This is a genomic window from Exiguobacterium sp. UBA1053 (assembly GCF_002316465.1).
Lineage (GTDB): Bacteria > Bacillota > Bacilli > Exiguobacteriales > Exiguobacteriaceae > Exiguobacterium_A > Exiguobacterium_A abrahamii.
This window is the reverse complement of record NZ_DCDO01000013.1, coordinates 1,011,801-1,032,149: the sequence shown is the minus strand read 5'-3', so window position 1 is coordinate 1,032,149 and position 20,349 is coordinate 1,011,801. Positions and strand designations below refer to the sequence as shown.

Sequence of the window (20,349 nt, the reverse complement as noted above, 5' to 3'; positions counted from 1 at the left end):
ACGATAGGTAGGAGGAAACACGATGAACGAACTCGGTTTAAAAGGCCGCGTCGTCGCGGTCATGGGACCTGTCATCGACGTTAAGTTCGAAGGACACTTACCGAACATCTACAACGCGCTTCGTATTCAATATACGCCGCAAACTGTAGAAGAAGTGGCTATCGACTTGACGCTTGAGGTCGCCCTGCACCTTGGTGACGACGTCGTCCGTACCATTGCGATGGACTCTACGGATGGAGTACGCCGTGGAATGGAAGTACTCGATACGAATGCTCCAATCTCGGTACCCGTCGGAGAAGCGACACTTGGTCGCGTCTTCAACGTACTCGGTAACCCAATTGATGAAAAAGAAATCGCTGCTGACGTGGAACGTCTTCCGATCCACAAAAAAGCACCGACTTTCGATAACCTTTCAACGAAAGTTGAAATCCTCGAGACTGGAATTAAAGTCGTCGACTTGCTCGCTCCTTACATCAAGGGTGGTAAGATCGGTCTCTTCGGTGGTGCCGGTGTAGGTAAGACCGTCCTCATCCAGGAATTGATCAACAACATCGCCCAAGAGCACAGCGGTATCTCGGTATTCGCAGGTGTTGGTGAGCGAACTCGTGAAGGAAATGACTTGTTCCACGAGATGACGGATTCAGGCGTTATCAAACAAACAGCGATGGTCTTCGGTCAGATGAACGAACCACCGGGTGCACGTCTTCGTGTTGCCTTGACTGGTTTGACAATGGCAGAATACTTCCGTGATGAGCAAGGACAAGACGTTCTTCTCTTCGTTGATAACATCTTCCGTTACACACAAGCAGGTTCTGAGGTATCGGCCCTTCTCGGTCGTATGCCATCTGCCGTTGGTTACCAGCCGACACTCGCAACAGAGATGGGTATGCTCCAAGAGCGAATCACATCAACAAACAAAGGTTCGGTTACATCGATTCAAGCAGTTTATGTACCAGCCGATGACTATACTGACCCGGCTCCTGCGACGACGTTTGCTCACTTAGATGCAACGACGAACCTTGAGCGCCGTCTCTCTGAGATGGGGATCTATCCTGCCGTGGATCCACTTGCTTCGACATCACGCGCCCTTTCACCGGAAATCGTCGGCGAAGAGCACTACGGTGTTGCACGTCAAGTTCAGGAAACACTTCAGCGTTATAAAGAACTTCAAGATATCATCGCAATCCTCGGTATGGACGAGTTGTCAGAAGACGACAAATTGACTGTACACCGTGCGCGTCGTATCCAGTTCTTCTTGTCGCAGAACTTCCACGTAGCTGAGCAGTTCACAGGACAAAAAGGATCGTACGTCCCAGTTAAGGACACGATCCGCGGCTTCAAAGAAATCCTCGAAGGTAAACACGATGACTTAACGGAAGAAGCATTCCGTCTCGTTGGTCCGATCGAAGATGCGATTGAAAAAGCGAAGGCGCTTGTCTAAGTGACAAAGCATAAGGGGGACTTGAGATGAACACACTTCATGTCAATATCGTCACCCCGGATGGCGAAGTGTATGATGGCGATATCCGTATGGTCGTTGCGAAGACGATTTCTGGTGAGATCGGGGTTCTCCCGCACCACGTCCCACTCGTAACACCACTCGATATCAGCATCTTGAAGTTGCGCCACGAAGATGGCGGACGCACGTTGATCGCTATCAGCGGTGGCTTTATGGAAGTGCGCCAGGATACTGTAACGGTTCTTGCGGAAACTGCGGAGCAAGCAGACAAGGTCGACTATGACCGTGCTGCAGCTGCGAAGGTTCGTGCAGAACGTCGTCTCCAGGACACGAAATTATCAGAACTCGAATTCAAGCGTGCTGAACTTTCACTGAAACGAGCAGTTAACCGTCTCAGCTTGAAAGACTACGGTCGCGATTGATTTGATGAAACCCCGGTTCCGTTCTCGGAACTGGGGTTTTTTTGTACAAACCATCAATGTTTTTCGGTATGGCAACCGTTTTCGCAACACGATGAAGGATACAGGTTTAAAATACTGCAAAAATGTAAAAGTACACTATATGCCTCGTCTTCACGAATTCTTCAACCTTTTTTCAGTAGAAGACCAAATTTATCTTCAATAAATATATTTTATACGCTAAAATTAATTCAGCGTGTTCTTTTTTGTTTGCGCAATCATTCATTTTATGAAATCATAGTAGAGTTGAAGAAACTATGAAGAAGAGGTGCAACGAAAGTGACATCTATTGGTGTGAGTGCGTTAGTTAGTATGCTGGTCTATATCGTAGCGATTTTGCTCGCTTGGTGGTCCTTGTTACCAGTCAAATGGGAGAAAATCCTGAAACATCCTAAAGGACCGCATGCGGTAGCCTTACGAACGATTCTTGCGATTGCACTCGGATCCATCGTAGCGCGCTTTTTACTGGATTATGCCGGTTTTGCACAACGTCTTCAGTTTTTAATCGGGTGAACTTGTAACTGCATTGTAAACCCTGAAATGGTAATTTGTTTTACCATGGAACAGGACACTGCTCTTTCAATGAAGGAACACAGTCATTTAGCAATCATCTAACATTACAATCGAAACGTCGTATTGGCTTTGTAGTAAGAGATCAACTATAGGGAAGTTTCTTTTCTAACATTCGTTGAATTCCAACTATGATCCTCACCAATCACGAATTGAACATACTAGAACAGAAACGAAGCAGAGGAGTAGGGAGAATGGAAAAAATCGTTGTCCGTGGCGGACGTAAATTAGCTGGAACAGTCAAAGTAGAAGGTGCAAAGAACGCGGTCTTAAAAACACTCGTCGCGACATTGCTTGCATCAGAGGGACAATCAGTTCTTCAAAACGTACCACGTCTAGCAGACGTCTATACAATCAATAACGTCTTACGCAACTTGAACGCAGAAGTCGAATTCGACGCAGAAGCAAACACGGTGACGGTCAATGCAGAGCCGAATCTCAAAGACGAGGCACCACTCGAGTACGTGCGTAAGATGCGAGCTTCGATTCTCGTCATGGGTCCATTACTTGCACGCCTCGGGCGCGCACGTGTCGCAATGCCAGGTGGATGTGCAATTGGATCACGTCCGATCGATCTTCACTTGAAAGGATTCGAAGCGATGGGCGCAAAAACGATCATCGGAAACGGATTCGTTGAAGCACATGTCGACGGTCGCCTCCAAGGTGCAAAAATCTACCTCGACTTCCCATCTGTCGGTGCGACAGAAAACATCATGATGGCTGCGACACTCGCAGAAGGAACGACAGTCATCGAGAACGTCGCAAAAGAACCAGAAATCGTTGACCTTGCGAACTTCTTGAACGCAATGGGCGCAAAAGTCCGCGGTGCAGGTACAGAAACGATCCGCATCGAAGGCGTCGAGAAATTACACGGTGCAACACACTACGTCATTCCTGACCGAATCGAAGCAGGTACGTTCATGATCGCAGCAGCAATCACAGAAGGTGACGTCGAAGTCATCGGTGCTGAGCGCGAACACCTTCGTCCACTCATCTCGAAGATGGAAGAGATGGGCGTTAAGATCACGGATACAGAAGAAGGGCTCCGCGTCGTCGGTCCAGCGAAACTCGAAGCAGTTGACGTCAAGACGATGCCACACCCAGGCTTCCCGACAGATGTTCAAGCACAAATGATGGCACTCGTCCTCAAAGCAGGCGGCACATCAGTTATCACGGAAACGGTCTTCGAAAACCGCTTCATGCACGTTGAAGAATTCCGCCGCATGAACGCTGACATCAAGATCGAAGGTCGTTCATCGATCATCAACGGTGGCGTACAGTTGCAAGGTGCAGAAGTTCTTTCAACGGATCTTCGTTCAGGTGCAGCACTCGTCACAGCAGGATTGATCGCTGAAGGCGAAACACGCGTTGGTGCACTTCACCACATCGACCGTGGATACGTCGACTTCCACTTGAAGTTACAAGCACTTGGTGCAGACGTAGAGCGTGTGACAGAAGAAGCGGTAGTCGTTGAAGAAACAGCTGCTACAAAACTTTAAGCAATTATATAAGAGCATCATCCCATTTTGCGGGATGGTGCTCTTTTTTGTCGTCTTTTAAAAATGACGACAATGAAATCCGAAAAGCAGAAAAAGAAAGTCGTTTCACGAGGGGGCATATGCTAGAATTGAAAGGTATGTATACATAAATGGGTTAGACGTCCAAACGACGTTCTATATTTTGGAAGAATAGCCAGTGGGTAAAGGAGAGCACACGAGATGTTTTCAAGAGATATCGGAATCGACTTAGGGACGGCGAACGTCGTCATTCATGTCAAAGGGAGAGGCATCGTCCTCGATGAGCCATCGGTCGTCGCGATCGATAAGGCAACAGGTAAGATTCATGCGGTAGGTACGGAAGCACACTTGATGGTAGGGCGGACACCGGGGAACATTGTGGCCATTCGACCACTTCAAGACGGTGTCATTGCTGATTTTGAAATGACGGAAGCAATGCTTCGCCATTTCATCGATAAGATTGAAGTCCGTAAGATGTTCGGTGGAGTCCGGATGTTGATCTGTACACCAGCAAGCATCACGACGGTTGAGGCGAAGGCAATTCGTCAAGCCGGTGAAAAGTCAGGTGCAAAGACGGTCTTCCTCGAAGTCGAGCCGAAGGTCGCAGCAGTTGGTGCCGGTATGGACATTTGGATGCCAGCAGGGCACATGGTCATTGATATCGGTGGCGGAACGACGGATGTTGCCGTACTTTCAATGGGTGATATCGTATGCGGGGAGACGATCAAGGTCGCAGGAGATCGTTTCGACCACGACATCATTCGTTCGATCAAGGAGACACATAAGCTCATCATCGGAGAACGAACGGCACAAGCAGTCAAGACGACGGTTGCCACTGTATCAGAAGACGGACGTCGTGAGCAGATGGATATTCGTGGACGAAATCTCGTGACGGGTTTACCACACAACATCACGGTGACATCGGAAGAGATGCACGATGCGCTTGCGGAAGCAGCGATGGAGATCGTCGAGGCAACGAAGCGTGTGCTCGAGAAGACACCACCGGAGCTTGCGGCAGACATCATCGATCGTGGCATCATCTTGACGGGTGGGGGCGCGTTGCTGGACGGAATCGATCAACTGCTTGCAAAAGAACTTGGTCTACCGGTTCTGATCGCAGAAGATCCGATGTTATGTGTCGCACGCGGTACAGGAATCATGCTCGACAATCTTGGGAAGTAAGAGCGTGTAAGCGTAAAGGATATGATCTCTCGTAAAAGTTCATTCCTATAACGACTGTCTTGTCCTTCTCGCTTTCCACAGGCGGGAGGTAAGCCGCGACAGCGCGCATTTCATGCGAGTTGTCGGGTCTTACCTATCCCTGACGAAAGTGCTGCTTGCACTTTCTTTTCCTGCAGGAGTCGAGAATGAACAAGTTCGTTCGATATGAATCAAACCAATAGGGAGTCCAGTTTCCGAAGTACGTATCGGAAACTGGACTCCCTTTGTTTTAAACATAATGCAATGCCATGGTACTAAATGATCATATGTCTCCTTGTGCTTCATCCGACTCCTACAGGGAAAAGCGCGATTTTGCGCTGTCAGAGACAAACAAGACCCGGCTTCACTGTTATACGAACAGTGAAGACTGGCTTGTGTCTCGCCTGAGGAAAGCGGATGAAAAGCAAAGGGGGCAGACAGATGAAGATAGCTCACTGCGTACTACGCATGAACGCTTGGTACGCTTCAAAATCATGATAGACGATCGCACTTGGCGGTAGTGAACTTGCCATCGTTTGATTGACGAGCTGATTCAGCTGCGTCCGCGTCTTGCCATAGAACGTGATGTCCGGTGTCTCCGGAAGTTCAGTGAACTCAATCGCATACGATAACGTGTGATTGTTGCTTGCGGCATAGAGCGCGTCCGTCATCGTGATGGCACCAAGTCCATTCCCACCACCATAGACGGTCCGGTAACTCATCAACGTGACTTCGTCGGCGAGCTCCATTGCCCACTCGCTGAGAGGGCGACCGTTCGCATCCTGTACGGTATGGAACCAGAACGGGAGGAACAGTTGCAGCGGTAGTCCTTCAGCGGACGCTTTCTCGCGAAAGGCGAGTAAGATCCGTTCGTAGGAGGCGATGACACGTGGTTGGTCCGTCTCCCATTCCGGTAAGGCATACGGTTCGAGATCAATGCTGATGCCGTCCGGATGACTGATCGTTTCCTGCTGATAGGTCGAAATCCAGGCTAACGGATCCTCGACGTTTGGTCGAGCTGTCGTTCCTTCGTTTGTGATCCAGCGCGGCTGTCCGAATAGGAAGTACACTTCAATGCCGACAGCGTGCGCTTTTTCAACGAATGTTCGGTAGAGAGTACGGTCACCCTCGACAGCGACATGCAGATAGACACGTTTCATCTGTCTGTTTGCCAGCTGATTGATCTTCGTTGAAATGGATTTGGCCTCTGGGATGGACCAGATGACCGTGTGACGAGTGACGGAAACGGCAGCTGAACTCTTGAGTGGTAGTCCGAATTGAAGCAACGACAGACAGACTACGCCAATCAATAAGCGTTTCATTTCAATTTCACTCCTTCGTGTGGATTACCTTACTATCGGTCGTCAAGTAGTTGCTTATATGCATCAAAGGTCCTGTTCTACACTTTGACAGTTCAAATCCTAGACATTTCATAATGTGAAGTGTATATTAAAAGTTGTTGTATTGAAACGAATTGTAAAATAAAAGGAAGTGATGCCACAATGCCATTGTGGAAAAGAAATTTAGTCGTCGTTTGGTTTGGTAGTTTTTTGACCGCCGCAGCCCTCAGTCTCGTATTACCGTTTTTGCCTTTATTCATTGAAGAACTCGGTGTCGACAGCCGACAAGATATTACGACCTGGTCTGGTATCGCCTTTGGTGCAACCTTCCTCGTCGCTGCGATCGTCTCACCAATCTGGGGACGTCTCGCCGATCGAAAAGGACGGAAGCTGATGTTGCTTCGCGCAAGTCTTGGTATGTCGATCGTCATGTTCTTGATTAGTTTTGTTCAAGACGTCTATCAACTCGTCTTTCTACGTCTTGTCATGGGAGCCGTATCCGGATTCATCTCAGCCGGTATCACACTCGTTGCTTCCCAAACCCCAAAAGAGAAAAGTGGCTGGGCGCTCGGCACCCTGTCGACCGGTGGGATTGCCGGTGGATTGCTAGGACCTCTCATTGGAGGATTCCTCGCCGACGTTGTTGGGCTTCGACCCGTTTTTCTCTTTACGAGCGTACCGCTCTTCATTACCTTCCTCGTGACCTACTTCTTAGTCAAAGAAGAATTCGTCCCAATGGAAGTTAAAAAGATGGCGTCCGCAAAGGAAATCATCCAGTCGCTGCGTCATCCGGAACTCATCTTAAGCCTCTTTTTGACGACGTTCTTGATTCAGTTCGCGGCACAATCGATCAGTCCAATCCTGTCGCTCTACGTCCGGGAACTCAGTCCGGGGACAGAACGTCTGGCGTTACTATCCGGGATCGTCGCTTCGGCACCTGGTATCGCGGCCTTGATTGCAGCGCAACGACTCGGTCGTCTCTCCGATAAGATTGGCGCAGAGCGTGTCTTATTCTTTGCATTACTCGTCTTTGCTGCTTTCTTGATTCCGCAAGCATTCGTCACGGATACAAGTCAGTTGATTGTCTTACGGATGGGAATCGGTTTTGCGACAGCAGCACTGATGCCGTCGGTACAGGCACTGCTCCGGAAGAATACGCCAGCCAATGCATCAGGACGTATCTTTGGATATAATCAGTCCGCGCAGTTCATGGGGAATTTCCTCGGACCACTGGCTGGTGGACAGATTGCTGGTCACTTCGGCTTTGAAGCGTTGTTCCTCTTCACCGGCTTGATCGTCATCACGAATGCCGTGCTTGAGCGGACGCAGACCGCTGTCTTGAAAAAAAATCCGAATAACTAAGGAAAGCTTCCATTCCCGTTTGATTAAGGGGATGGAAGCTTTTTTCATACAGTCTATTGTTCGAAGAAATCGTCGACGCGAGAATGATGGGAATGATTCAACTGTTCTTGGACGATGAGGGATAGCGCGCGGACTTGGAAGTCAGCGATATAGTAGAAGAGACCGTTATCGAGTTCAGAAATCGACGTCGGTTCAAGGAAGATGTCAGGGTGTGTCAGGTGATGCAGTTGCAGGGAGAGCTCCAGTTTATGATTCACCGGTAGACGAATCGAGGAATAGAAAGAAATCGTCCGATTCGTACAACGATTAATCAAGATCGGAGACGATCCGACTTGGATCGACTGTCCATTCAGCTTCGAAATCGTCACCTTCGCATGCAGACTAAGAATGGGCTCCTTCGGTGGAGCGGTGCCCGTATCTTTCGGATAGAGAGTGCCGTTCTCAAGCAGTTGCTTAAAAGTCTCGATATCGACGGGTTTACTGAAGAGATAGCCTTGGATCATCTCACATTCCAAGTCTCGATACAGATTCAGCTGTTGCATGTTCTCGATACCCTCCGCAACGACGGTCAAACCGAATTCTTTCGCCATGTAGATGACACTTTTAATGACAGAGAGACTCTTTGGATCGTGTTCGGCATGGATCGCGAACGATCGATCAATCTTCAGGCAATGCACCGGATAACGCTGGACATAAGAAATCGATGAATAAGCCGTTCCGAAATCATCGAGTGAGAGTTTGACACCGAGATCAACGAGACGGTCGAGTGTCTCGAGGACTTGTCCGCCTTCTAGTAGTACATCCGATTCCAGTAATTCGATTTCTAAGAGATGACCAGGAACACCATGTTTTTTTAGATGTTGTTCAACGACGCTCGCAAAATCACCGTAGAACAATCGTTTCGGTGATAAGTTGATCGATAGCGGAACGACATGTTCCGGTTGTTCACCGAGTAGATCACGAATCAATCGACAGGCTTGGTCGAGTACCCAGTCACCGATGTGGATATAGAGATCACTTTCTTCTGAAAGGGACAAGAAATCCTTTGGTGCCAGTCGTCCCCATTCCGGATGGTCCCAGCGAATCAAGGCTTCCGCACCAACGATACGTCCACTCCAACTATCGACTTTCGGTTGGTACTCAAGGAAGAGTTGGTTTTTTTTGATGACATGACGCAAATCGCGTTCGAGTTGATAACGACGGTACGTCGTGATGTCGAGTTTTGACGAATAGAACTGGAAGTTACTCTTAGAGATCGACTTGGCACGGCGGAGTGCCGTGTATGTCTGTTTAATCAACTCTTCTGCCGTATGATCGTGATGGACGGAATAGGTGATGCCGATGAAGACCTTCGAAAACAGTTCATAGGACAAGACGTCGAACCGGTAATGGGTCAGCTCGAGCAATTGATTAGCAAGTCCGATTGCCCGTGTTTCGTCAATCTTACCTTTTAAGATGATAAGAAATTTATCACCGAATAGATGACCAATAAATACTTCTTTTTTGATAAGCTTTTTCACGGCTGCACTCGTCTGACGGATCCATTCTTCCCCGATTTCGTGACCGAATCGCTCAGCGAGACGGCTGTGTTGATTAAACGTGACCGTTAATAAAGTGAAGGGGGAACGATGCTTCAATAATTCCCGAACCTGTTCTAACGTAAAGGCATGATTGGGTAAATCGGTGATTGGGTCATGCATCGACAAGTGCCAAATCTCATGCTGTTGTTCCTTTAGACGCGTGATATCGGTCGAGACACCATAGTGACCGAGAACTTCACCATGTGCATCGATAATCGGGATACACGTCTCTTCGACCCAGAATTGGCGGTCGGGATAGTTTAAACGATAGACGAGTCGAACGACTTCCCCTTGACGAATTTTCGGATATGCCTCTTTCATGAGAATGAGATCTTCTGATGAGACGAATTTCGTCCACAATTGATGATCCTGTTCGATTCGTCGGAGATAATCGGTATACGGTTCGAGGAACCCGGCAGCATGAAACGTCACGGTATTGTCTTTATAACGATGCTCGTAAGCGGTCGTATGCAGCGACGTGAAGAACTTTTTAAGAGAGGCAATCGCAAGATTCCGTTCTTGCTCGAGCTGGATGAGCGGTGTCGCATCCTTGAGAATGAAGAGGAGTGAACTCGGGATCGTATCCGTCTGCACGACACCTTCACAGTGAACGATCTTTTGGAATTGACCTCTGCGCCCCATCCGTAACTGCATCGAGAAGGTTGGAATTTGCCCCATATGCAGTGCGAGACTTTGTTCGCGGAAAATCGTTCGATCTTCTGGATGGAGCTCTTCAAGAAAGTCATAGGTGTCCATCTTCGCTAAGTGATTCTTAGAAAGTTGTAATAGTGTAGCGAGAGAGGGAGATGCGACGATTTCTTTCGACGTTGGGAAGTATTCAACGAAACTGACCCCTTCGATCGCGTTCGTCAATCGATCTTTCATCAATAAGCGCTGGTAATCGGTTCGGAGTTCCTGTTGCTGTGATACATCACGGGCAATCCCATAAAGACCGATGATGACACGTTGGTCGTAAATCGGGATATTCGTGACGTTCAACGTCAACCAGTGTCCGTCTTTATGACGAACTGTCGTCGTGAAGTGGACGGTTTCGCCCGAATAGACGCGTTTCTTGAACTGTTTGACTTCCTCTACATCATTGGGCTTTAAAAACGTTTCGAAATGGAGTTGCTTAAGACTATCCCGGTCATAACCGAGCATAAGCGGAAATTTATTGTTGAAGGAAATGAAGTGACCTTTTGTATCCATCGTATAGACGGCATCCGGATGATTTTCCAAAAAATAAGTGACGTCGGACAGTGTGTATAAATCCAAAGACCCAGGCACAGTTCGTTCAGTGGCACGTTTTTTAAAGAAGCTCATAGGTTTCACCTCGAGGATCATGTTTTTGTTGTTTATAGCATAACAATATTTGTCAATTTTGAATATGTAATCTATTTAAAAAAAGGCAAACGTGATTATAATAGGTCTTTTGATTCATCTCTTCCGAACATTACCTTTTTGTTCAAAAAAGCTCATAATTGATGAAGAAGCGACCGATATACTGAGAGGAAAGAATTGAACATGAAGTCAATGAGGAGATGAACGCATGCTACGAGGAATGTATACGGCGTCGAATGCGATGCAGGCATTACAACGCCAACAGGAAATGCTCAGTAATAACTTGGCGAATGCGCGGACGCCGGGCTTCCGCGCTGATCAAGCGTCACTCCGGACGTTTCCGGAGATGCTGATTCAGCAGACAGCAAACAATGAACGGACAGGTGTGCGGGGAGTCGCGACGGTCGGAAAGCTTGCGACTGGTGTCTTTATGCAGGCAGCGACACCAAACTTCACGCAAGGTTCAATCACGGAGACGGGCAATGCGACGGACTTGCAAATCAGTTCGCTTGAAGGGGCACCGCTCTTTACGATTCGCCATCAGGATCCGTTGACGGGAGAGGAAGAGACACTTTACACGACGAACGGACAGTTCGCCGTCGGACAAGACGGGTTACTCCGGACGACGGAGAATGATCTTGTCCTCGATACGAACGGTCAACCACTCGACGTCGTCAATGAAGATTTCCTCGTTGACGCGAACGGTGCCGTCACGGACGGAAACGGTCAGGCAATCGGTAACCTCGGTCTCGTCGTAACCGATCAACCAGAGACGCTTGAGCGGACAGGCAACGGCTTGTTCCGATCAGCTAATCCGTTAAACGCTGGAAACGTCCGGGTCGATCAAGGTGTACTCGAACTCGGGAACGTCGAGATCGAACAGACGATGGCGGAGATGAACGCCGGTCTACGCCAGTTCGAAGCCAATCAAAAAGTCATTCAAGCGTACGACCGGACAGCGGAGAAGGCTGTTTCCGAAATCGGACGCGTTCGCTAATAGGAGGATACGATGCAATCAATCTATACATCCGCAAGTACGATGGGACAGTTGCAAAAACAGCTCGACACGACTGGTCAAAACCTGGCTAACGTCGATACGAACGGCTATAAACGTCGGGATGCCCAGTTCAATGAACTGCTCGTCCGTAACATCAACAACCAAGCGACAGGTTTTACGCCAGGTCCGTTGACGACACCAGAAGGACTTCGACTCGGTGTCGGAGGTTACGTCGCAAACGAAGCGACGCGCTTTGGCGTCGGAACGTTCCGGACGACAGACCGAAAACTCGACGCAGCACTTGGGAATCCACACCATTTCTTCGGTGTCATCGATACGGATGGCGTAACGAAGTTCACGCGTGACGGAAACTTCCAGTTGTCACCGCAAGCAAACGGACAAGTCCTGCTGACAGATGATGCCGGACGTTCTGTCATCAACCAGGCGAATGATCCGATCGTCTTGCCGGCGAACGCGACAGAGATTGAACTGAACAAGGACGGCAACATCACGGGGATCATAAACGGGGATCGGCGTGTCCTCGCTCGAGTGGGTGTTGCGGACATCCCGAACTACGGTGAATTGACGGAAGTCGGCGGTGGTTTGTTCACGGCGACCGGACAATATCAGAATGCAGCGGGCAATCCGTTGACGGTCGGTCGGCTTGAGACATCAAACGTCGATATGGCGCTTGAGATGACGAACTTGACGCAGCTGCAGCGGGCGTATCAGTTCAACTCGAAAGCGTTGATGACAAGTGATCAGATGATGGGGATCGTCACGTCTCTTAAATAATCTCACAGCAAAAGGGTGAGGCTTCTCATATCGAGAGGCATCACCCTTTTCATTATTTTTCTTGTAACGCGAGATAAATTGCTGCCATGTCCGCATCGCCATAAGTCGGTTTTGCTTCAGCATAGCTAGCGTCCGTCGCCTGTGCGAGTGGCAGCTTGATTTGTTGGCGTTTTGCTTCAGCCGTGATCAGCCCTAAATCCTTTGCCATCAGACGGAGCGGGAAGGCAGACGGGAAGTCGTTCTTCCGGTACATGTCGCGTTTGCCGGTGAAGAGCGGGGTGTTCATCCCGGAAGCACTGATCATCTGAATCAGCTTCTCTTTCTCGAGACCCGCACCTTCTCCAAGCAACAATGTCTCCGCGACTCCTTGTCCGACGACAGCAAGCAATAAATTAATGGCGAGCTTCGCTGCACTGCCTGAGCCATGTGATCCGAAATGAATCGTTTCTTTGCCGAGTAGGTCAAGATAGGGCTGACAGGTCGCGATGACTTCTGCGTCACCACCGGTAAGTAAGACGAGCTGACCGTTTTCTGCGACCGGAACGGAGCCCGAGACCGGCGATTCCAAGTACGTGCCACCGCTTTTTTCGACGAGACGAGCCATCTTCTTTGTCTCTTCCGGTGAGATTGTACTCAAGTTGACGATCGTCTTACCTGTGAGGTCGTCTGTTACACTCTCGAGAACGGACGCGACAGCTGGTCCGTCCGCGAGCATGACGAAGACGATATCGCTTTGACGCACGACGTCCTGTGCTTCTTTGACAGCTGTTGCTCCTCGTTCAGTCAGTGGAGCTGTCTTTTCATACGTCCGGTTGTAGACGGTCAAGCCATGCCCACCGTCAAGTAGACGTGTTGCCATCGGTACCCCCATATGTCCTAAACCAATCCATCCAAGTTGCATGTCGATTCCTCCTTATCCTAATACGCTTTTGACTATACCCCGCACGTCGTCGAATCTAACGACAAAAAAGACCGTCCACATGATGTGAACGGTCAGGTGATTAATCTTCATATGTGAGAATCGTCGAGATGACAGCGATCGGGAAGCGAATCGTAAAGGTTGATCCGACACCGACGACGGATTCGACATCGATCGTTCCGTTGTGGTGTTTGACGATTTCCTTACAGATCGAGAGACCAAGACCGGTCCCGCCGATTTTTCGCGTCTCAGAGTTATCGACACGATAGAACTTATCGAACAATTTCGGAAGCGCGTCTTGCGGAATCCCGATACCTTCATCTTGGATCCGGATTTGAGCGAAACCGAGTTCATTTGTAATCCGTATCAAGACCGTACCACCGCTCGGGGAGTACTTGACGGCATTACTGAGTAGATTGTTCAGCAACTGCTTCATCTTTTCCGCATCACCGTCGATCATGATTGGTCCACGGGCTTCGAAATCAATTTGATGCGTCTCGTGCGAGACATCATAGAACTCGATCAAGTCCTGGGCGAGTTCGACGACATCGAACGTCATCATCTCATAGCGATGTTCACTCGACTCCATGCGCTGAACGTCGAGGAAGTCATTGACGAGCGTCGTCAGGCGACCAGTCTCGGAGTGAATCGTCTGCAGATATTTCCGTTGCCGTTCTTCCTCGAACCGTTTGTTGAGCATCAGCTCCGTGAAGCCATAAATTGAAGAGAGTGGTGTCCGCAATTCATGCGAGACAGTCGAGACGAACTCTTCCTTCATCCGCTCGGCTTCTGTTTCTTTCGTCACGTCGCGAAGAACGAGCATCGTACCGACCCATGTGCCGTCGACTTCAATCTTCTCAGCGTAAATCTGGATATAGGTACTATACTTTCGAATCGAGACAATCAAGCTATCTTTCGGTAAATCGAGTTCGACGATTTGTTCGATGTAGCGTTCGAATGCTGCCGGTTCATCAATGATGTCAGCTAATGCCTGCATCGCTTGCTCGAAGGCAGAGCGTTCTTCGTCTTCGAACGATGTCGGAACTTCCGGGAACAACGTCATCAACGGTTCGTTGACGAGTAACGCATCTGTCTCATGTTCGATGTAGACGACGGCTTCCCGAATCGAGTTCAACAGTTGCGTCGTCTTGTTTTTCTCACGGATCATTTCTTCATAGATGCCCATCCGTAGAAGCGAGAGAGACAATTGATGCGAGAACGACAGGATGTCGCTCATTTGCTCCGTCGTGAAGGCATCGCGATAACGAACGAGATAGATGCAGGCAATCATATGCTCTTTTGACGGATCCATGACAGGAACTGCGACCTCATACATATAGTATGGATACGGAAGCGGACTCTCGTGTGCGACCTGTTTCGATGAATGAACAGGACGCTTCAAGAGACGCGCCCGGTGCAAGAGTGACTGATCGTCAGAGACAAGACGACCGACCATCTCTTCGGTCATTCCGTAATCGATCGTCGAGCGGACTTCTTGTTGATCGAGGAACAACAGGGCGCCAATCTCGGAATGCGTGATCGAGACGAGCTTTTCGATGATTTCCGGATAAGCTGTCAACGTCTCACGAGAAGCGAGCGTCTCCGTCAATTCATTGCGATACTTCAGGTGTTGTTCACTGCGAAGCGTGATATCGAGTGCTTCTTCGAGTTCCTCCTGCTGCGCTTGCAATTCTTCTTGCTGGGCGACGAGTTCTTCTTGTTGTGCTTGGAGTTCTTCGTTCTTCGCCAACATATGGACCTTGTTATCGGCAATCGATGCCGCCATCTGATTGAACGATGTCGTCAGTGTATGCAGCTCGTCCTTCCGTTTAGGCAAGGGGATCGCTTGAATGTCTTCTCCCGTCGCAAGTAAGGCGCTATCACGAGACAAGGCATTGACTTGTTTTGTAATGCGACTGATGAATGGACGCACGAGCGATAGGAGCACTAGAATCAGAACGACGAGATTCGAGAGCCAGATGAACTGAGCAACACGCATTTCGCCAAGGAGATCGTTCTTCGCATCGACTTCTTTCCCTTGGATCAGCGTCAGATAATCAGCAAGTAACGTATCAATCCGTGTCATGTCGACATCAGCGTCGGATAAACTAACCGATCCGCGTAACGTACCGTTTTCAGTGAACAAATCTTTTCCGTTCGATAGGGCTGCGAGTGTATTCGGATCAACAAAATCTTCGTTGATCTTTCCATCTTTTTTTCCTTCGACGTATTCGTTGAGGAGCGGAAGCGACGTTCCGAAATAATCGTCATACATTTGACGTGTCGCGGTTGCATATTCTTGACCTTGCTCGTATACCGCATACTTCTCAAACCATGTCGTCAAGCGATTGATCTCCTGTTGGTTTGTCTTGACGGCATCAAGCGTTTCTTGTGAGCCGGTCAATAAGTAGGATTTGACGTTGCTTTGCGCAGCAGTCCATTCGCTAGCGAGTGCGTTTGCATTCGTCCGTCGTTCACGCAAATCATCGAACGTCGCATTCGCCTGATCGATCTTCTGTTCCGTGTAGAAATAAACGATCGCAGACGTGATGCTGAGGGCGACGAACACCATATAGAAGGCGAACATCAATTGGCGACCGATGGTATGGTTGATCCATTTCACTGGGGTATCCTCCGTATTCTATTTTACATGTATCAAAAAGGTTTCTTAAATATCGAATATACTCATCTTACGCAGAAACATACACACCATCAAATTTGAATCTGCAAAAAATCACTAAAACAAATATATCATATATTTCTTAGTACATAACGAACTATATATTTTCTAAGAATAAGGATTAAGAAGTATCGTTTTAAGGAAAACTATAGAGGATATTGAACTTCATTTTTTAAGTAGGGAAGTGGTCAGATGCAAAAAATGTTTGAAAATAAATGGTATCGATTCGCATGGTGGGTCATGACATTGCTCATCATCGTCTGGATTGGCGATCATGTTACGTTCCTGTTCCGACCGATCGCGATTCTGCTTCAGATGGTCGCACCGCCACTCGCGATTGCCGGAATTCTGTATTATGTCCTGCTACCGATCGTCGAGTTGCTCGAGAAAAAGATGAAGCGGCGACCTGCTGTCTTAATCGTGCTCGTCGGTTTAATCGGTATTTTAACGACACTCGGCTTCATCTTTGGTCCGATGTTGTCGGAGCAGGTCACGCAGTTCGTCAATTCGATACCGACGCTCGCGACACAGTTCCAGCGTCAATTGATTGAAGTTCGGGACCAACTCGAAAACAGTGCAGCCTTTTCACGCTTCCTATCAGGACCAGATAACTTGTTCAATAAGTTCTCAGGGAACATCTCGGAATACGCATCGACGTTCCTGAAGAACATCGGTACAGGTGTCGGTGGGTTCGTCAGTGTCCTGACGACAGCGGTCGTGACGATCATCATCATTCCGATCATGTTGATCTATATGCTGCTTGACGGCGATAAGCTTAAAGGCAATCTCGTTAAGCTGATGCCGTATGAGTATCATAAGGAAACGAAAAAAATCCTCGGTGACGTCCATTTGACGATCATGAGCTATATCCGCGGGCAAGTCATCGTCAGCATTGGTGTCGGGATCATTGCCTATATCGGGTATCTGATCATCGGGATCGATTATGCGTTGTTGCTCGCCTTGTTTGCGACACTAACGAACATCATTCCGTTTCTCGGTCCGGTCCTCGGTGTCATTCCAGCACTGATCGTCGGGTTCATCCAGGATCCGATCCTTGCGATTTATGCAATCATCGTCATGACGGTCGCGCAACAGATCGATTCGCACATCATGTCACCACTCGTGCAAGGGAAGACACTTGACGTTCATCCGCTAACGATCATCATCGTCTTGCTTGTTGCGGGGAACATCGCTGGTTTCTTCGGCGTTTTGCTCGGTGTACCGTTCTACGCTGTCATGAAGGTCGTCATTCTAAACATCCGTCGTCTCTATCACCTCCGATCGCAGAAGAAGATGGTCATCACGGAGGAAGAAAAGACGTTCGATACGATCATCACGGAGCGCGATTGAGTTTTGAAATTCGCGTAAAAGTGCGTCATACTGAAGAGGTAGCTAAGAAAAAAGGGGGCAGGAATCAGATGGATTCACGTCATACCGAAGAACAAGCCGATTTACTGGCATTACAGAAATTCCAGCACAACTTCGAGAACAGTCTGAAGTCGAGTATCATTTATCTCTTGCGTGATGATGCCTTGACAATCGGGGAACTCGAGCAACGGATCGACCAGTCGCACGGTCAAATCCTCGAGCAATTACAGGAATTGATCGAAGATGGACTCGTCGTCCAGCAAATGTCCGAAAAAGTGCACGGACTTGCCTATTATTTAACGGCGCCGGCTGAAGATCTCGTCCGACAGTTCAAGGAATCGATTCGCTGGAGCAAACAGCACATTCGATACTAACAAGCAGGTTTCTAGACCTACGAGCAGACGCTCGTAGGTCTTTTTTCGTTTTTTAAAATTATGCTCATATAAAATTGAATTAAGCCGTTTTTACACAAAATGGATAGAAATAGTATGAAATAAAATTACAATATATATTAACTGGTAAATAATCATAATATATATTAATTATATTTTTATGGAAAATTAATATCTAAAATACTGGTTAATAATAACTATTCAACCATTGTTTTTGTAAAAAATTGTATATTTTTATGGGTTAAACGGGCATAATAATAGGTGTACGATTATTTTTTCCGTAGAAAAGGAGTGTTGAAATGAAGAAAAAAGCACCTGATTTACGAAAGAAGATGAATCGACACCATAGAAACCACACTCGAAGACTAGTGAAACTGCTGGCAGCGTCCTCTCTCGCTCTCTCTCCGATCTCATTCACCTATACGAAAACCGAAGCAGCTGAGAGTTCTGAAAAGAAGTTTCAGACGCAACAAACTCAATTCGCGAACTCAGTTCGAAACTCGCTTGTTCAAGGACCGAATCGCATAAGTTTAGCTGAAGTCCAGTTATTGACGGATGTCGCGGTCAATGCAAATCTGACGGAACAACCGGATAACTATGATTTAGCCCTTAATTTAACCGGTGTCGGATTAGCCGATGCGGAAGTATTGAACCCAGACCGTGTAGCTGTCTTCAACATTCCAGATTTAGCAGGAAAAATGCAGGCGAACGGTAATGCGTCAGTCAGTGTTGAACTATTACCAATTACACTCGAAGATTTACCGACGCTAAAAGGTCAACTCGATCCGTTGACAGGAACAGTAGCAGATACTGTGACTGACCTATTAGCGGGTATTGATCGATTACAAAGAACGCCTGTCGTAGGTAGTTTGTTGAGAGTGGAGGGGCTAACAGAATTAACGGATGCTCTGGATAATCTACAGAATTTAGATACCGCACTGTCGGATCTTTTGGATTACGAAGGTTCTGCTCCAGTTACTGTTAATCCGGATGGTTCAATCGTCATCGATTTTAGTGATGGTTTAGGACAGCATCTTGATACGGTAACGAAACAAGTTGTCCAAGACGCATTGACCGATTTAGTCAACGCCATCACGAACTTAAAACTATCCGGAATAGCAGGAAACTTAATTGATCCGGTTTTAAACCCAGTCAAAGACCTATTGCCAGGTGTGAACAGCCTTTTGACAGCAGTAACGAACGATACGGTGAACTTGACGAATGAACTCGCAGGTGTACAAGTACTTGGACCAACTTCTGTTAGTGCCAATATCATCGTTGATAAACCGGCTGGAGTTGCTCAAGACGAAGTTGTTGTTACAGGATCTGTCGTCAATACGTCTGCAATCGATGCACAATTGCTCGTCGATCTAGATGGTCAAGATACGATCGTCTTTGATGAAGAGGCAGATGGAGATGCGGATGCCGATGCGGATGCTGACGCTGATGCCGACGCGGATGCGGATGCCGACGCGGATGCTGATGCGGATGCCGATGCCGATGCGGATGCCGACGCTGATGCTGATGCGGATGCCGATGCGGATGCTGATGCTGATGCGGACGCCGACGCGGATGCTGATGCCGATGCGGATGCTGATGCGGATGCCGACGCTGATGCTGATGCGGATGCCGATGCGGATGCTGACGCCGATGCCGATGCTGATGCCGATGCCGATGCGGATGCGGATGCGGATGCGGATGCCGACGCCGATGCTGACGCCGATGCTGACGCTGATGCCGATGCTGACGCGGATGCTGACGCGGATGCTGACGCGGATGCGGATGCCGACGCTGATGCGGATGCGGACGCCGATGCCGATGCGGATGCCGATGCCGATGCGGACGCCGACGCTGACGCTGATGCCGACGCCGATGCAGACGCCGATGCGGATGCTGATGCTGACGCTGATGCCGATGCTGATGCGGATGCTGATGCCGATGCGGATGCCGACGCGGATGCGGATGCCGATGCGGATGCGGACGCTGATGCGGATGCTGACGCTGATGCGGATGCTGACGCGGACGCTGACGCCGATGCTGACGCAGATGCGGATGCCGATGCTGACGCAGATGCCGATGCTGACGCTGATGCGGATGCCGACGCCGATGCCGACGCCGACGCTGATGCTGATGCGGATGCCGATGCGGATGCTGATGCGGATGCGGATGCTGACGCGGATGCGGATGCCGACGCTGACGCCGATGCGGACGCCGATGCGGATGCCGACGCTGATGCGGATGCGGACGCCGATGCGGATGCTGACGCTGATGCCGACGCAGACGCCGATGCGGATGCGGACGCCGATGCGGATGCGGATGCCGATGCGGATGCGGATGCTGACGCGGACGCTGATGCGGATGCGGATGCGGA

General features: G+C 48.9%; 15 protein-coding genes. 11 read left to right on the top strand and 4 right to left on the bottom strand.

The window, feature by feature from the left end; all coding sequences use genetic code 11:
- Nucleotides 1-22 precede the first annotated feature (22 nt).
- The 5 genes from atpD to mreB all read left to right on the top strand — a co-directional run bounded on the left by atpD (nucleotide 23) and on the right by mreB (nucleotide 5,186).
- A complete protein-coding gene (gene atpD / locus B3G15_RS12840; RefSeq protein ID WP_023469494.1) occupies nucleotides 23-1,441 on the top strand; it encodes a F0F1 ATP synthase subunit beta in 1,419 nt (472 codons plus the stop codon).
- Nucleotides 1,442-1,467: 26 nt separating this feature from the next.
- Nucleotides 1,468-1,881, top strand: a complete 414-nt coding sequence (locus tag B3G15_RS12835) for a F0F1 ATP synthase subunit epsilon (RefSeq protein WP_023469493.1) — start codon at nucleotides 1,468-1,470, stop codon at nucleotides 1,879-1,881.
- Between the two features lie 315 nt (nucleotides 1,882-2,196).
- Entirely contained in the window at nucleotides 2,197-2,430 is a 234-nt protein-coding gene (locus B3G15_RS12830; RefSeq protein WP_290721638.1) for a DUF1146 family protein, read from the top strand.
- A gap of 251 nt (nucleotides 2,431-2,681) precedes the next feature.
- The gene (gene murA / locus B3G15_RS12825) at nucleotides 2,682-3,986 is read left to right on the top strand and encodes a UDP-N-acetylglucosamine 1-carboxyvinyltransferase (RefSeq protein WP_058704128.1); all 1,305 of its coding nucleotides are present in this window, start codon (nucleotides 2,682-2,684) and stop codon (nucleotides 3,984-3,986) included.
- 219 nt (nucleotides 3,987-4,205) lie between these two features.
- Nucleotides 4,206-5,186 carry a rod shape-determining protein MreB gene (gene mreB / locus B3G15_RS12820; protein ID WP_149427919.1) on the top strand — a complete coding sequence of 327 codons (981 nt, stop codon included), beginning with the start codon at nucleotides 4,206-4,208 and terminating at the stop codon, nucleotides 5,184-5,186.
- Between the two features lie 470 nt (nucleotides 5,187-5,656).
- Here mreB and B3G15_RS12815 read toward each other — a convergent pair whose 3' ends face one another.
- A complete protein-coding gene (locus B3G15_RS12815) occupies nucleotides 5,657-6,526 on the bottom strand; it encodes a hypothetical protein (RefSeq protein ID WP_290721635.1) in 870 nt (289 codons plus the stop codon).
- A gap of 180 nt (nucleotides 6,527-6,706) precedes the next feature.
- Here B3G15_RS12815 and B3G15_RS12810 point away from each other — a divergent pair, with 180 nt between their 5' ends.
- On the top strand, nucleotides 6,707-7,906 hold the full coding sequence (locus B3G15_RS12810; RefSeq protein WP_195864362.1) for a multidrug efflux MFS transporter: 1,200 nt from the start codon (nucleotides 6,707-6,709) through the stop codon (nucleotides 7,904-7,906).
- Nucleotides 7,907-7,959: 53 nt separating this feature from the next.
- On the opposite strand, the gene B3G15_RS12805 is transcribed toward B3G15_RS12810, so the two are convergent.
- Nucleotides 7,960-10,809, bottom strand: a complete 2,850-nt coding sequence (locus tag B3G15_RS12805) for a sensor domain-containing protein (RefSeq protein WP_290721634.1) — start codon at nucleotides 10,807-10,809, stop codon at nucleotides 7,960-7,962.
- A gap of 226 nt (nucleotides 10,810-11,035) precedes the next feature.
- Here B3G15_RS12805 and B3G15_RS12800 point away from each other — a divergent pair, with 226 nt between their 5' ends.
- Nucleotides 11,036-11,824 (top strand): flagellar hook-basal body protein, encoded by a 789-nt coding sequence (locus tag B3G15_RS12800; protein WP_223040918.1) that lies wholly within the window; start codon nucleotides 11,036-11,038, stop codon nucleotides 11,822-11,824.
- A gap of 12 nt (nucleotides 11,825-11,836) precedes the next feature.
- Entirely contained in the window at nucleotides 11,837-12,619 is a 783-nt protein-coding gene (locus B3G15_RS12795; RefSeq protein ID WP_058704123.1) for a flagellar hook-basal body protein, read from the top strand.
- 52 nt (nucleotides 12,620-12,671) lie between these two features.
- Here the strand turns inward: B3G15_RS12795 and B3G15_RS12790 are convergent, their stop codons facing one another.
- Nucleotides 12,672-13,520, bottom strand: a complete 849-nt coding sequence (locus B3G15_RS12790; RefSeq protein WP_290721630.1) for an NAD(P)-dependent oxidoreductase — start codon at nucleotides 13,518-13,520, stop codon at nucleotides 12,672-12,674.
- A 100-nt stretch (nucleotides 13,521-13,620) separates the two neighbouring features.
- Nucleotides 13,621-16,161, bottom strand: coding sequence for an ATP-binding protein (locus tag B3G15_RS12785; RefSeq protein ID WP_290721628.1), 2,541 nt, complete (start codon nucleotides 16,159-16,161; stop codon nucleotides 13,621-13,623).
- Between the two features lie 249 nt (nucleotides 16,162-16,410).
- On the opposite strand from B3G15_RS12785, the gene B3G15_RS12780 reads away from it, so the two are divergent.
- The 3 genes from B3G15_RS12780 to B3G15_RS12770 all read left to right on the top strand — a co-directional run.
- Complete coding sequence (locus B3G15_RS12780) at nucleotides 16,411-17,568, top strand: AI-2E family transporter (protein ID WP_290721627.1); 1,158 nt, start codon at nucleotides 16,411-16,413, stop codon at nucleotides 17,566-17,568.
- Between the two features lie 68 nt (nucleotides 17,569-17,636).
- On the top strand, nucleotides 17,637-17,960 hold the full coding sequence (locus B3G15_RS12775; protein ID WP_290721625.1) for a winged helix-turn-helix transcriptional regulator: 324 nt from the start codon (nucleotides 17,637-17,639) through the stop codon (nucleotides 17,958-17,960).
- A 317-nt stretch (nucleotides 17,961-18,277) separates the two neighbouring features.
- Nucleotides 18,278-20,349, top strand: a 2,072-nt coding sequence (locus B3G15_RS12770; RefSeq protein ID WP_290721623.1) for an adhesive domain-containing protein, incomplete at its 3' end; no start/stop codon positions are given.

Bases quoted from the DNA above. Each gene is read 5' to 3' on its own strand.
- atpD (WP_023469494.1), top strand. From the start codon at position 23: ATGAACGAACTCGGTTTAAAAGGCCGCGTCGTCGCGGTCATGGGACCT.
- B3G15_RS12835 (WP_023469493.1), top strand. From the start codon at position 1,468: ATGAACACACTTCATGTCAATATCGTCACCCCGGATGGCGAAGTGTAT.
- murA (WP_058704128.1), top strand. From the start codon at position 2,682: ATGGAAAAAATCGTTGTCCGTGGCGGACGTAAATTAGCTGGAACAGTC.
- mreB (WP_149427919.1), top strand. From the start codon at position 4,206: ATGTTTTCAAGAGATATCGGAATCGACTTAGGGACGGCGAACGTCGTC.
- B3G15_RS12815 (WP_290721635.1), bottom strand. From the start codon at position 6,526: ATGAAACGCTTATTGATTGGCGTAGTCTGTCTGTCGTTGCTTCAATTC.
- B3G15_RS12810 (WP_195864362.1), top strand. From the start codon at position 6,707: ATGCCATTGTGGAAAAGAAATTTAGTCGTCGTTTGGTTTGGTAGTTTT.
- B3G15_RS12805 (WP_290721634.1), bottom strand. From the start codon at position 10,809: ATGAGCTTCTTTAAAAAACGTGCCACTGAACGAACTGTGCCTGGGTCT.
- B3G15_RS12800 (WP_223040918.1), top strand. From the start codon at position 11,036: ATGCTACGAGGAATGTATACGGCGTCGAATGCGATGCAGGCATTACAA.
- B3G15_RS12795 (WP_058704123.1), top strand. From the start codon at position 11,837: ATGCAATCAATCTATACATCCGCAAGTACGATGGGACAGTTGCAAAAA.
- B3G15_RS12790 (WP_290721630.1), bottom strand. From the start codon at position 13,520: ATGCAACTTGGATGGATTGGTTTAGGACATATGGGGGTACCGATGGCA.
- B3G15_RS12780 (WP_290721627.1), top strand. From the start codon at position 16,411: ATGCAAAAAATGTTTGAAAATAAATGGTATCGATTCGCATGGTGGGTC.
- B3G15_RS12775 (WP_290721625.1), top strand. From the start codon at position 17,637: ATGGATTCACGTCATACCGAAGAACAAGCCGATTTACTGGCATTACAG.